Source organism: Streptomyces sp. NPDC019443, from assembly GCF_044389785.1.
Lineage (GTDB): Bacteria > Actinomycetota > Actinomycetes > Streptomycetales > Streptomycetaceae > Streptomyces.
On sequence record NZ_JBIRYJ010000011.1, the window covers coordinates 125,429 to 137,564 of the forward strand.

Genomic DNA, 12,136 nt, shown 5'->3' on the forward strand with positions numbered 1-12,136 from the left:
GGTCAGCCTCCTGCGAGGGGAGAACGGGCAACGGGGACCCCGGCAAGGCCGTCGAGCGGCTGGCCGGAGAGGTAGCGGTGCAGGTTGTCGGCGAAGAACGCGACCGCCTCGTCCAAGTACGTGCGGCAGAGCGTCGAGCTCTTCGGCGTGAGCACGACCCGGGGGTGGAGCCGCAGCGGATGGCGGGCGGGCAGAGGTCTCGGGTCGGAGACGTCCAGGGCGGCGCCGCGAAGGTGGCCGGCGTTGAGGGCGGCCAGGAGGGCTGGCTGGTCGACGGTTGCCGCACGGCCGAGGTTGAGGAAGAGGGAACCAGGCTTGCAGGCAGCGAAGAGGTCGTGGTCGAAGAAGTGGTCCGTGGCCCGGGTGGCGGGCAGCAGATCGACCACCACGTCGGCGACGGCGACCGCCTGGTGCACCGCCGAGGCGTGCATCCAGGTGATTCCTTCCCCAGCAGCCGCGGGCGGTGTCCGGCGTACTCCGATCACGTCCATGCCGAAGGCTCGGGCGGCGCAGGCGAGGTGTCCTCCGATGCTGCCGCAGCCGACGATGGTCATCGTTGCTCCGGCCAGGTCGAAGAACTCCTCGGCGAGGTCGTCCTTCCACCAGGTCCGGTTCCGCTGAACGCGCTGGCTCATGAACAGCCCGCGGGAGAAGCCCAGGACCAGCCCCATGGCGTGCTCGGCCATGGGCCCGCCGTGGAACCCGTACGAGCGGGTCAGGGCCACCCCGACCGAGTGGGCCTCGGCGACGGGCAGATGATCGGTGCCGGCGGCCGGGGAAGCAATCCACTTCAGCCGAGGCGCGCCGAACAGCCACGACGGCTCGAACCTCCAGCCGAAGTAGACATGCGCCTCGGCCAGCCGGTGCGGCACGTCCCCCTCGGTCGCCGTGTGGAACTCGACGTCGGGGAATGCGGCACGCAGGGAATGCTCGTGTTCGGCAGACAACCGCCAGAAGGAGTGCGGGGACTCCAGGCTTATCAGCACCGCCGGCCGGTTCATCGTGACCTGTCCTCAGCAGTAGGCGCAGGAGCCAGCGCCCACGGGGCGATCCGGCCCATGACGGAGGCGATGCTCGCCTCGTAGTCGTGGTGCGAGCGCACCAGGGCCGTCCCGGCTTGCCGAAGGCGATCGCGTTCTCGGGGCAGGGCGGTCAGGGCGCGGTGAATAGCGGAGGCCAGGGACCTGGAGTCCCGTGGCGCGGCGGTGAATCCGGTCTCACCCTCGACGACGGTCTGGGCTAGCCCGCCCGCGGTGGTGGCGACGACTGGGCTGGCACCTGCCGCGAATGCCTCCAGGGGTATCCGCCCGAAGGGCTCCTCACGCGAGGGAACGACGACCGCACGCAGTGCCGGGCTGTGCAGCCAGGCACGGACGGCGGGAGTGAAGCGAGTGATCAGCGTCGCGTCCAGGCCGTACGCACGGATGGTTGCGGCCAGGTCCTCTTGGTACGCCGTGGGTCGCTCGCGATCCTCCGAGGTCACGGCCGTCAGCACCAGGTGCGGAACACGGATCCCTCGTTCCTTCAGAACGTGGAGCGCCTCCAAGAGGTCTTCGAAGCCCTTGGTGGGCACGGCGCGTCCCATGGCCAGGAGGAATCCGGCTCGGGCGTTGGAGGGCAGGGGTGGCAGGCTTGCCGGCCTGGTCATCTCCTCCGGGATCAGCCCGTTCGGGATGCTCACGATGCTTGCTCGTGGGACGGTGCAGCTCACGGCGAGGTGGCCTCGCATGTGGGTGGAGATGGCACCGATCCGCGCGCCTCGGGCGGTCGCCGTCCGCAGGGCGTCGCGCTCCCAGCGGATTCGTGGCAGGTCCCTGGGCCGCGTCAGTGCCGCTGTGGAGCGCGGGACGAGCAGCAGGTCCATCGTCGGAGATGTGTAGGGGGCAAGCCCGAGGAAGGGGACATCGAGGCCGATGAGGAGGCATCGGCTGGCGCGATCGGCGATGCGTACGGCTGCCTCGCCCGCCAGGTCACACAACTGCACGGAGCCGTGGACCGAGTCCGGCGGCGCCTGGATCTCCGGGAGGGTGACGACCTCGGCCCCGGCCCGCCGAAGCATCTGCTCGACCTCGTCAGTCCAACGTCGATCGTGTGCTCCCGCCGTCTCCGGAACATGCGGGGCGATCACGGAGAGGCGCCCCGCCGGCAGCAGGCGGGTGAGCGCCGTGAGGAAGGCGCGGTTGCTGAAGCCGGTGCCCGACGCGGTGCCGTAGAAGCCCTCATGGAGGGCGACGACCACCCGGGGCTGGCGAACCGCTCCCGGCTCGTCCGTGGGCGTGAGTGGCGGGGTCGCATGGTGGATGCGCACCGTGTGGTGCCTCCTTCGAAGCGGGATCTCGGGGGCGGGGATCAATTGGTGTCGGCGGGCGAAGAGAGAACCCCGCGTGTGAGTCGGCACCAGGCGCGGGTGCCGTGGGTGCCGGTCGTCAGCGACCAGGCGTCGGCCAGGGCCTCGACGATGACCAGTCCCCGTCCCGATTCGGCCTCATCCTCGGGTGCCGGCAGGGAGGTAGGACCAGGGAGCGGGCAGCCGCCGTCGGTGACAGTGATCTCGACTTCCAGGCCGCCGACGGTCGGGCTCCTGCGGTCGACGCACAGGACCAGCGGCGGGCTGCCCGAGGTGAACGCGTTCGTCGCGAGCTCCGACCCGATCAAGCGGGCATCGTTGAGCAGGTCCGTCTGCATGGGGCCGTGGAGCGCGACCGCTACGGCCTCCCGAGCGACTTCCGCCGCCCTCGGCCCGTAGGGGAGATCGGTGATCAGCGTGGTCATGTCGCCGCCATCCGCGCGGCGCTGCGTCCGTGCGGCGGCGGGTCGCCCGCTGTCGCGTTGCAGCACACTGCCCGGACGGCCTCGGGAGGTACTCATGCTGTGTTCCAAGGCCCATCCCTTTCTCCGTCGGCGTCGAAGGCGGCGCCTTCTGCCGGGAACCAAGAACACCGGAGGAAGGTGGTCCCGCAGGACCCCATCAGTGGGTCAACTCGGTCAACTTCCTTGCGATGGCGGTGTTTCAGTCACCTGTGGGCATCACCATGGGGAGCGCGAGTGGATCGACGAGCCGCTGGGGCATGAGGTGGTCGCACGTGGCACTACAGGCAGGGCAGCAACCCAACGCGTTACTGGCGGGGTGCCTTGACGAACTCGGGTGGAGCCCGAAGGCGCTCGCACGGAAACTCAACAGGGTGTTCGGCGCAGGGACGGTGGCCGAATCGGCGCCGTACCACTGGAGGGACGCCGGCTCACTGCCGCGCTCGCCGCTGCCGACGATGGCGGCCTATGTGCTGTCCCAGGAACTGGGCAGAACCGTCTCGGTGGCAGAGCTGTGGCAGGGCCGCGTCGGCGACTCCTCGGCGCTCGTCTCGGCGGACACCGATCTCGCGCGGCCTTGGACCGCGCAGGGCATGGAGGCGATCGTGGAGGACTGGGTGATGGGCGGGCTCGTCGACCGGCGCCGCTTCCTCGCGATCTCGGGTGCGGGGCTCCTCGCGGTCGTCGCTCAGTATCTGGACGGCACTGCGGGACGCGGCCAGTACGCGTCCCGGATGATGCCGGCGATCGGGGTCGATCCGCTCGTGGACCAGGTGGAGCAGCACCTACCTATGCTCCAGATGCTCGACGACGAACACGGAGGAGCGCGGCATCTCCCCTACGTGGGGGCCCAGTTCCGTGCGGTGGGGCTGTTGATTCACGAAGGTGGTCACTCCCCCGCCGTGGCAAGCAGGCTGATCCGCGCTCTCGCTGAGATCGGCCAACTCGCCGGCTGGATGGCCTTCGACGCGGCGGATCACGGTCTGGCGCAGCGCTACTTCGCCACCGCGCTACGGGCTGCGCATCAAGTCAACGATCTGCCCCTGTGCGCCCACATCCTCGGCGATCTCTCCTTCCAAGCCGCGAGCCGGGGACACCCTGCGGACGCCATCGCGCTAGGTGAAGCAGCCCGCCGCGCGAGCGACGCTGCCCCGCCTGCCGTCCGGGCATCCGTCTTGTCCCGTCTCGCCTACGCGTACGCCGCGGCAGGCCGCGAAGACGACTTCGCCCACACACGCGGCTCCGCCCGCGAACTGATCGCGATTCGCGACGGCAGCCAAGAGGAGCCCCGCTGGATGTACTTCCTCACCGACAACCACCTGGACTGCCAGGCTGGCTACGGGCTTGTCCAGATGGGCCGGGCACAGCAGAAGAACGGGAACAGCGCGAAGGGCCGACGTCTCCTCGCTCAGGGGACGGAGATGCTCCGATCCGGGGCGTACGACGTTCCGCGCGGCGACCCCAGCCAGAGGAGGGCCATGTTCGAGGGAGCGTGGCTGGCACTCGGTCACAACGCCCACGGGGAGCTGGAGGCCGCCTGCGAGACCGCCCAGATCGCGGCGGACCGCCTCGACGTAGTGCGCTCACCGCGCAGCGCGGCCCTGCTCCACCAGCTCGCCGTCGACCTCCGCCGCCGCCAGCGCAACGCCCACGTGCGCAGCTTCCTGCCGGCCCTGGAGAACGCCCTCGCCCAACACGCGCCGTTGGCACCGCCCGGCCGCTAGGGTCGAGACCATGACCGCAGGCGGGCGCGTTGTCGTTGTCGGGGCCGGGGTGGCAGGGCTCACCACGGCCGTCGTTCTTGCCGAGGCCGGGACACCGGTGTACGTGATCGCCGAGCACGTACCCGGCGACACGTCACTGGCGGCCGGGGCGATGTGGGGCCCGTACCTGGTCGAGCCGAAGGACAAGGTCGACCAATGGGGACAGCGGTCGCTGAAGACCTTCCGGGAGCTGGCCGAGGATCCGGGCACGGGTGTCCGGCTGACCAGCGGCATCGAGGCGTCCCGCACGGCCGACGCCCCGCCAGACTGGGCCACTACCCTGCCGAGCTTCCGGCCCTGTGACCCGGCCGAGCTCCCGGCCGGGTTCACGGCGGGGTACCGATTCACCGTGCCGCTGATCGACATGCCGGTCTACCTGGACTACCTCCTCCGCCGGCTCCGCGCCGCCGGGGGAACGGTCGAGCAGCGGCGCCTCGCCTCGCTCGCCGACGCCGGCCCCGTCTCGGTGATCGTCAACTGCACCGGCCTCAGCGCCCATGACCTGGTTCCGGATCCCGACCTGCGGCCGATCCGTGGCCAGCACGTCGTCGTCACCAATCCGGGCCTGACCGACTTCTTCTCCGAGGACACCGGCTCCTCGCCGGACCTGCTGTGCTTCTACCCCCACGGCGACACCGTCGTCCTGGGCGGCACGGCCATCGACGGCGAAGGCGACCTGGCCCCCGACGACAAGGCGGCGGCCGGCATCCTCTCTCGATGCGCCGAGGTTGAACCTCGCCTCGCCCAGGCCCGCGTCCTGGAGCACCGGATCGGTGCTCGGCCGACCCGTTCCACGGTCCGAGTGGAGGCGGAGCAGCGGGAGGACGGCACCTTGGCCGTGCACAACTACGGGCACGGTGGTGCCGGCGTCACGCTGTCGTGGGGGTGCGCTACAGAGGTCCAGCTGCTACTGGCCTGACGTGAACTGACCGGGTACGCGTTTCAGATCGCCTGTTCGGCTCGAAGGCGTTGATTCTCTTCCTCCAGGGCAGCGATGCGCCGTTCCAGCTCCGCTCGGCTGGGCTTCCTCGGCGCCGATGGTGTCGCAGTTTGGGACTGTGGAGGTTCGCCAGCGAGGCCGATCGGCTCGAACGCAACGATCGTGGATGGGTCTTTGCCACATTCGGGGCACTTCGTAGAGCGGGGCGGCTCGTCGTTCTCCGCGTGACGCGAGGTCGTGACGATGTGCCCGCAGTAGAGCCGCACACGCCACCGCATGATCCTGTGGGGTGGCGTCTTGGACGACTGGATAAGCTTCCATACCTTCGTGAGCTGCTCGTGGTGGGCGGCCGTCAACTCGGGGTCTGCGTAAACCTCGTCCAGGTGCTTGGCGACCTGCTCGTGGGCGGCTCTCCGGATGCCCTCCAGATCCTTCTGCCACCGGTGATCGCGCCGGGTGAGTTCGTACGCCTCAAGCGGCACACCACGGCTCATGTACTGAACATCGCGCATGCGAGGCACGGTAGTTCCAGGGGACTGACTGGCATGGCCTGGGACCGTTCTTGCTCGTTTGGCGGTCAGGACGGGCATGCGCTGATCAGCTGGCGCGCGGTTCGCATACAGAAACGGATCGGCACGCACTCCGCCGCGCTCAACCGCCGGAGCTACCGACGGCGTCGGTTGTGCTGACGAGGTGTATGCCTTGGCGATGCTTTCCTGAGCCGATCCGGTTGCCCCTGATCCCGTCCCACGGCCACGAGGTGCTTGCCCCGGGTCGTGGGACGCGGCCGGCGGCTGGTTACGGGGTGAGCCGGTTCGGCCCGCGGAAGAGGAAGGTGGCCTCTCGGATGGAGTCGAGGCCGAGCATGACCATCAGTACCCGCCCGAGGCCCATGCCGAGGCCGCCGTGCGGCGGGCACCCGTATCGGAAGGCGTTGAGGTAGTCCTGCAGCGGCTCGGGACTCATGCCCTTCTCGGCGGCTTGCTTCAGCAGCACGTCGTACCGGTGCTCACGCTGCGCGCCGGTGGTGACCTCCAGCCCCTTCCAAAGCAGGTCGAAGCTCAAGGTCACGCTCGGGTCGTCGGCCGGCCGCATGTGGTAGAAGGGCCGGATGCCTACCGGGTAGTGCGTGATGAACACGAACTCGTGCCCGGTGGCCTCCTTGATGTGGGCCGAGATGCTCCGCTCGCCCTCCGGGTCCAGGTCCTCCTTGATACCCGCCGGGTCCCAGCCGCCCTTGCGCAGGATCTCGTGCGCCTCGGCCATGGTGACGCGAGGGAAGGGCGTGGTGGGGACGGTGACCTCGATGCCGAAGTGCTCGGCGATCGCCTCGCCGTGCGCGTCCGCGACCTTGGAGATCGCGTGGGCGAGCATCTGCTCCTCGAACGCCATCACGTCCTCGACCCCGTCGATCCAGGCCAGCTCCACGTCGACTCCGGTGAACTCGGTCGCGTGCCGGGAGGTGAACGACGGCTCGGCACGGAAGACCGGCCCGATCTCGAAGACCTTGTCGATCCCGGCCGAGATCGCCATCTGCTTGTAGAACTGCGGCGACTGCGCCAGGTAGGCGCTGCGGTCGAAGTAGCCGAGCTTGAAGACCTCCGCACCGGACTCCGAGGCGGTGCCCATCAGCTTGGGCGTGTGCATCTCCGTGGCGCCCAGCTTGTAGGCGTACTCACGCATCCCCTTCTCCAGGGTGGTCTGCACGGCGAACATCAACTGGGTGGCGGGACGGCGGCGCACGTCCAGGAAGCGCCAGTCCAGCCGCTGCTCCAGGCCGGTGTGCTCGTCGATCGGAAGCGGTGTGGCGGCCAGGTTCAGGACCTCGACCATCTCGGGGACGATCTCCAGGCCGCCGAGCTTCACCTGGGTGGCGTTGACGACGCGGCCGGTGATTCGTACAGCGGATTCCGGGGTGAGGGCTTCGAGCTGGGCTTCCAGGGGCCCGCCGTCGCGCTTGTGGGTCACCTGCACCATGCCGGTGCTGTCCCGCACGATGACGAACTGTATCTTGCTCTGCAGTCGGAGGGTGTTCACCCATCCGCAGACGGAAACGGTGCGGCCGACGTGTTCTCGCAGGTCGGAGACGTGTACGCGGCTGTGGATCATTTCGGTCCTCCGAAGGACGTCGTCATGATCCCTTGGGAGTGCGGGCGAGAAGGGCAACTCGCGGTACCACCGCACTTTCGCCGCCACCAGGTGGCGGCCTCATTCGAGCCCGGTGACGGGGGCCGACCGGCGGGGCATTAGACCATCAGGCGCGATCGTTCCTCCCCGCGCTCGGGAGGGTCTTCGCCTCGGGGTGCGAGACCGCCTTCACAGCTACCGGCGGCTCTCTCGGCTCGCGTGATCCGTGGCTACTCGTCTCCGTCAACGCGTTGCCCGGAAGGATAAGTAGAGCGCGATCGCGCCCGCAATCCAATAGAGCCGCACGGCCGCCTTACGCATGGACTCGGAGGCCGGGAAGCAGCCTGCCCCTGGCCTCGCGGCCACAGCCGCCGAGGCGCGAGATCACGGCACCCGGAGGCCGGTGGTCGGGCACGGACAGGACCGATGGGGAACGAGAATCAGGCAACTTCTTGACGCTCATCCGGCGAGGGACGACGAGGACGCCACCAACGTCGAGGCGTTCGGCTCGGGCGCCCCGGCGTGCGATTCGGCCGACGGCTGGACCAGCCACCTCCGCAGCGCCGGGGCCCGGTCCTCAGCGAGCTGCTGGTCGTGGAGGTCACATCTCCCACCATGACCCGGCCCCCGGAGCCGCGACCTCTACGACGTCCCGCTTCTCACGTTCGGCTGGCCGGCAGAAGCGACAGTCGCCAGGGGTGGTCTGGCGCGATCACCTGGATCGCGTCCGCCAGCCAGACGCGTTGCGACGCGTCCAGCAGCGGCAGCACCGCTTTGAAGTCGGTCTCGTCCTTGTCCCGGGTGGCCTTCGCCTTGTAGAAGAGCTGCACTTCGGGCACCAGGTAGGGAGTTCCGGTCGGGCTCGTCCGCCCCAACCGCACGATGGGAAGCCGGATCTGCGGGGCGCGCCGCGAGACCCATTGGTCGCCCTCAGCCTCATCCAGCATGAGCTGCACCGACCAGGGCGCCACCGGCGTGCGCCGGCACCAAATGTCGTGAAGCGGTGGGGGCAGCGACTCCCTGGAACGCCATGGTCGTAGCTGCCCCTGGCCGGGTGGGTCCGCTACGTACAGGTCCCAGCTGGCCAGGAGGTCACGGGCGAGGGCTTGGTCGCGACGGAGAACCAGGACGTCGAGATCGGCGTGCGGACGCAGCTCACGACCGACGGCGAGCTCGATCGCGTATCCGCCGGCGATCCACCAGGGGAAGGCCGCCTTGGCGAACACCTTGGCGACTTCTTCGGGGCTGTCCGGCACCCAGTGCCCCAATTCGTCAGCACTCACATGTCCATGCTCTCAGTAACCTGGATCTGGATCTGGATCTGGATCGGGGAGGTCGAGGCGAGCCGACTGCGTCCGCGAACCCGTCAGGATGCGGCGTCGGGCATGCGTGCCGTCGATCGGCGGAAACTGCTGCGCTGCTGTGACCTGCGCTGGAGCCCTGGGAGCAGACGTGCGTGATGCACGACCGCTCCCTAACGCTGGCCTCGCGCCCGACGGCAAACTCGTTCATGGAGTTCCACCGCGCTTGTAGCCGACCCAGAACCGGCCGCCGATCTGCGCCATCACATCGTCCACGACGGCCACGAGGGGCTCTATCCGCCCCTCCAGTACCTCGCGTAGGCCATGGTGCAGGCGCATGCTGAGCCCCGGCGCCGAGGTCTCAAGACGGCGTGCCAGCCACTTTCCGCCTCCACCCCAGGACCCGTCGATGGTCAGCGCCAACTCGCCGGTTCGCCGTACCAGTTCGGTGGCGATGAACAACCGCTCGTTCTGGTCGGTGCTGCCCGCGAGGTCGTCGAGCAGGTCGGTGATTGCGTAGCGGCAGTCGTCGATCTCTTCAGCCGACGCCATGGGCGGACCCGCGGCGGTCAGCTTCCCGGCCTCAGCGGCGAGGTGTGCCCCGACGCCATCGGTGTCGAAGAGCAGCAGTCCGTCGGCACACATCCAGAGCAGCGGTGACCGGCGCTTGCGTACTTCCCGCTCGACGTACGAGTGCCATGTTGCTTCGGTGTGCACGAACAGCTCCACTGGCCAGTCGTCGTGCCGGAGGCTTGCCCGGTACGGGGCCGGGGCACCGTGGAGCAATACCACGATGTCGAGGTCCGACATCGCCGTACGGCGGCCCGTCACGACGCTGCCTCCCAGGAACGCCGCCCGAGCGTCAGGGTGGTGTTCCTCTACAACGGCACGCGCAGCGTCAATCGCATCCATGCGGCAACTATCAGCACTCTGCTCACCGTGCGCACGGGGTTTCTTCGGGGACGGCAGTGCTGTCTCACGACCTTGTCCCCTGAGGCTGGCCTCCGCCGGCGGTGCCGTGACGCGGCTCACGGTGATGCCGTACAGAGGGGCGTGGCTGGGGGCGGACTCCTCGTACGTGGCGCTTCGGGCGCTGTAGGGGAGTGGCCCGTGCCCCGGTTGTCCGTTGACCGCGAAGTTAGTCCGCTGTTGGTCTGTGATCTGGGCGGACTAACTTGGTTGGCAAGAAGCTCCCTTGGTTGGCCTAGAGCAGGAGGCTCTTCGAGCCGGAGGAGCCAGGTGCAGGTCGAACTCCTGCGTCACCCCTCATGGAAACCCGAGGCGCACGAGCGGGCCGCGCTGGCAGGATCACCGCATGCTCATCACACCGCGCCCCGGCGCAGACCGGAAGAACATCCGGCAGGCCCTCAGCGGCGTCCACACCACGGCGATGAACCTGCAGCGGCCGTACGGCAGCGCCTTCGAGGGGCTGCTGACGTATCTGGAGTGGGCCACGGAGTCCGCGCGGATGCTGCGCTCCCAGATCAGCGACCGGGACCTCGACCAGCTCGTGTTCACCGACCGCTACCGGGCGCTGCTGGGCAGCTGCGGCACCCTCGCCGGGACCGCCCAGCAGCGGCCTCGTGAACGGCTTGGTCCAACTTGAGGTCGCCGAACGGATCGAGGCGTTCGAGGCGGCCGTGGCCGCGCTGGATACCCGGATCGGCCGCTGGAGCCAGCGGGAGGTGTTCGTCGTGGCCGACTCCAGCTTCTACATCCAGAACGAGGTGAAGCTGGCCGACGTCGACCTGCACGAGGTGCTCGACGTGCCGCGCTGGCAGTTCGTGCGCCTGCTGTTCCCGATCGTGGTGGTCGACGAGCTGGACGACCTCAAGGACGCCAGCAAGCAGCGGGCCCGCTGGCGTGCCGCCCACACGCTCGGTCTCCTCGACGGGGTCCTCAACGGCGGCAGCCACGGGGTCCTGCATGAGGGGGAGCACACCGTTCAGGACGGCGAGACCCGCGGCAAGGTCAACGTGGAGATCGTCCTCGATCCCCCCGGCCACGTGCGCCTGGACCGCCCCGATGTCGAGATCATCGACCGGACGGTGGCCATCCAGGGCCTGGCCGGCCGCGACGTTTGGTTGCTGACGTGCGATACGAGTCAGCACACCCGGGGCCGAGCTGCCGGACTGAAGGTGTCCAAAGTGGCGACGAAGGACCCCGGGCCGAGCCAGACTGGTCGGCCCCGGACAGGTCTGGCACTGGCGTCCGCGCGCAGCGGCGCGCCCGACTGGCCGAAGCCGAGGCTCCTACGGTCAGTTGAGAAACGAGGACCACGGCAGTAACACTGCGCTACACGCCACCTGACGGTAGTTAGCGAAGTGGCCGCACCGCAGCCACGTGCTCGAACAGCGCGCCGTCGCGCAGTCCAGAAGCGGACGTCGCTGACGCTCGTGCGCAGCATCCACGTACGACAGCTCGACGTACGGCTTCGCAAGATCCACCCCGATCGGTACGGCCACCCACCCCCAGCACATCACCTCGCACGACTAGGTTCGCTGGCAAGGAACCCAGGACGACTGGGTTCAATGTCAAACGCCTCGATCGGATGACAGCGGACACCGGTTCGCCGGGGGCAGACAGGAAAGAGTCTCGAAAGACTGGTCAACGGGTGCAGAGGGATGTCAACGTAGACGACCTTCCGGAACCCCAGGTCAGAGAGGTGATCGCCGTGACCGTGGCTCCCAGGAGCCCCGGCTTCTCCACCACCGTCAAGGCTCTGAAAGTGCGTGACTGGCAGCTCGGCCCGGGCGAGCCCACGCTCGTGATGGATCAGTTCTGTGCCGAGGATTTCCACATGGTGGTGGACGACCGCGCCGACGTGCACGTCAATTCGAAGGATGGTCGGTTCTACTTGGGCTGGTCTCCGCTCGGCCGTCCCGGAACCGACGGCGAGGGCTGGAAGATCGCAGTCACCGGTACAGCGAAGGTCCCCGGGTACAGCATCTCCTTCGACACCGAGACGCCGGCCGACATCGTCGCCGCCGCTGTGAAGCGCGTGCTGCAAACCACCCATCCCTGATGAGCACGCCAGCAGGCGTCAGCTGACTCGGTGCCCATCGCGCTCCACAGGTTGTGGAGGCCCGCGACGAGACCGGACGGCCGGCCCGTTGTCTGTCTGGCTGAGACGCGGGACGCTGACAGCCAACTCGGGTATCTGCCGCCCGAGGTAGCCGTAATCCTGACCTGCCAGG

At 68.7% G+C, this 12,136-nt stretch carries 12 protein-coding genes; 5 read left to right on the plus strand and 7 right to left on the minus strand.

The window, feature by feature from the left end; genetic code table 11:
* Positions 1-2: 2 nt before the first annotated feature.
* Genes ACH492_RS29020 through ACH492_RS29030 form a run of 3 tightly spaced genes read right to left on the minus strand, consistent with a single transcriptional unit; the run spans position 3 to position 2,868 of the window.
* Complete coding sequence (locus tag ACH492_RS29020; protein WP_398990681.1) at positions 3-1,001, minus strand: D-2-hydroxyacid dehydrogenase; 999 nt, start codon at positions 999-1,001, stop codon at positions 3-5.
* Positions 998-2,308: a glycosyltransferase family 4 protein gene (locus tag ACH492_RS29025; protein ID WP_398990683.1), complete on the minus strand. Its 1,311-nt coding sequence runs from the start codon at positions 2,306-2,308 to the stop codon at positions 998-1,000. The genes ACH492_RS29020 and ACH492_RS29025 overlap by 4 nt, the downstream gene beginning before the upstream one ends.
* A gap of 41 nt (positions 2,309-2,349) precedes the next feature.
* The gene (locus ACH492_RS29030) at positions 2,350-2,868 is read right to left on the minus strand and encodes an ATP-binding protein (RefSeq protein ID WP_398990685.1); all 519 of its coding nucleotides are present in this window, start codon (positions 2,866-2,868) and stop codon (positions 2,350-2,352) included.
* Between the two features lie 215 nt (positions 2,869-3,083).
* Here ACH492_RS29030 and ACH492_RS29035 point away from each other — a divergent pair, with 215 nt between their 5' ends.
* Positions 3,084-4,532, plus strand: coding sequence for a carph-isopro domain-containing protein (locus ACH492_RS29035; RefSeq protein WP_398990687.1), 1,449 nt, complete (start codon positions 3,084-3,086; stop codon positions 4,530-4,532).
* Between the two features lie 10 nt (positions 4,533-4,542).
* Positions 4,543-5,490 carry an FAD-dependent oxidoreductase gene (locus ACH492_RS29040; protein ID WP_398990689.1) on the plus strand — a complete coding sequence of 316 codons (948 nt, stop codon included), beginning with the start codon at positions 4,543-4,545 and terminating at the stop codon, positions 5,488-5,490.
* A gap of 23 nt (positions 5,491-5,513) precedes the next feature.
* Here ACH492_RS29040 and ACH492_RS29045 read toward each other — a convergent pair whose 3' ends face one another.
* The 4 genes from ACH492_RS29045 to ACH492_RS29060 all read right to left on the minus strand — a co-directional run bounded on the left by ACH492_RS29045 (position 5,514) and on the right by ACH492_RS29060 (position 9,851).
* Complete coding sequence (locus ACH492_RS29045) at positions 5,514-6,023, minus strand: hypothetical protein (protein ID WP_398990691.1); 510 nt, start codon at positions 6,021-6,023, stop codon at positions 5,514-5,516.
* 286 nt (positions 6,024-6,309) lie between these two features.
* Positions 6,310-7,620, minus strand: coding sequence for an aspartate--tRNA(Asn) ligase (gene aspS, locus ACH492_RS29050; RefSeq protein ID WP_398990693.1), 1,311 nt, complete (start codon positions 7,618-7,620; stop codon positions 6,310-6,312).
* 677 nt (positions 7,621-8,297) lie between these two features.
* A complete protein-coding gene (locus tag ACH492_RS29055; protein ID WP_398990695.1) occupies positions 8,298-8,921 on the minus strand; it encodes a nucleotidyltransferase domain-containing protein in 624 nt (207 codons plus the stop codon).
* Between the two features lie 225 nt (positions 8,922-9,146).
* Positions 9,147-9,851 (minus strand): nucleotidyltransferase domain-containing protein, encoded by a 705-nt coding sequence (locus tag ACH492_RS29060; protein WP_398990697.1) that lies wholly within the window; start codon positions 9,849-9,851, stop codon positions 9,147-9,149.
* A 403-nt stretch (positions 9,852-10,254) separates the two neighbouring features.
* Here ACH492_RS29060 and ACH492_RS29065 point away from each other — a divergent pair, with 403 nt between their 5' ends.
* The 3 genes from ACH492_RS29065 to ACH492_RS29075 all read left to right on the plus strand — a co-directional run bounded on the left by ACH492_RS29065 (position 10,255) and on the right by ACH492_RS29075 (position 11,964).
* Positions 10,255-10,545 (plus strand): hypothetical protein, encoded by a 291-nt coding sequence (locus ACH492_RS29065; protein ID WP_398990699.1) that lies wholly within the window; start codon positions 10,255-10,257, stop codon positions 10,543-10,545.
* Entirely contained in the window at positions 10,523-11,227 is a 705-nt protein-coding gene (locus ACH492_RS29070) for a PIN domain-containing protein (RefSeq protein ID WP_398990701.1), read from the plus strand. The genes ACH492_RS29065 and ACH492_RS29070 overlap by 23 nt, the downstream gene beginning before the upstream one ends.
* A gap of 386 nt (positions 11,228-11,613) precedes the next feature.
* Positions 11,614-11,964, plus strand: coding sequence for a DUF317 domain-containing protein (locus tag ACH492_RS29075; RefSeq protein ID WP_398990833.1), 351 nt, complete (start codon positions 11,614-11,616; stop codon positions 11,962-11,964).
* Positions 11,965-12,136 lie beyond the last annotated feature (172 nt).

Bases quoted from the DNA above. Each gene is read 5' to 3' on its own strand.
- ACH492_RS29065 (WP_398990699.1), top strand. From the start codon at position 10,255: ATGCTCATCACACCGCGCCCCGGCGCAGACCGGAAGAACATCCGGCAG.
- aspS (WP_398990693.1), bottom strand. From the start codon at position 7,620: ATGATCCACAGCCGCGTACACGTCTCCGACCTGCGAGAACACGTCGGC.
- ACH492_RS29020 (WP_398990681.1), bottom strand. From the start codon at position 1,001: ATGAACCGGCCGGCGGTGCTGATAAGCCTGGAGTCCCCGCACTCCTTC.
- ACH492_RS29060 (WP_398990697.1), bottom strand. From the start codon at position 9,851: ATGGATGCGATTGACGCTGCGCGTGCCGTTGTAGAGGAACACCACCCT.
- ACH492_RS29030 (WP_398990685.1), bottom strand. From the start codon at position 2,868: ATGAGTACCTCCCGAGGCCGTCCGGGCAGTGTGCTGCAACGCGACAGC.
- ACH492_RS29040 (WP_398990689.1), top strand. From the start codon at position 4,543: ATGACCGCAGGCGGGCGCGTTGTCGTTGTCGGGGCCGGGGTGGCAGGG.
- ACH492_RS29045 (WP_398990691.1), bottom strand. From the start codon at position 6,023: ATGCGCGATGTTCAGTACATGAGCCGTGGTGTGCCGCTTGAGGCGTAC.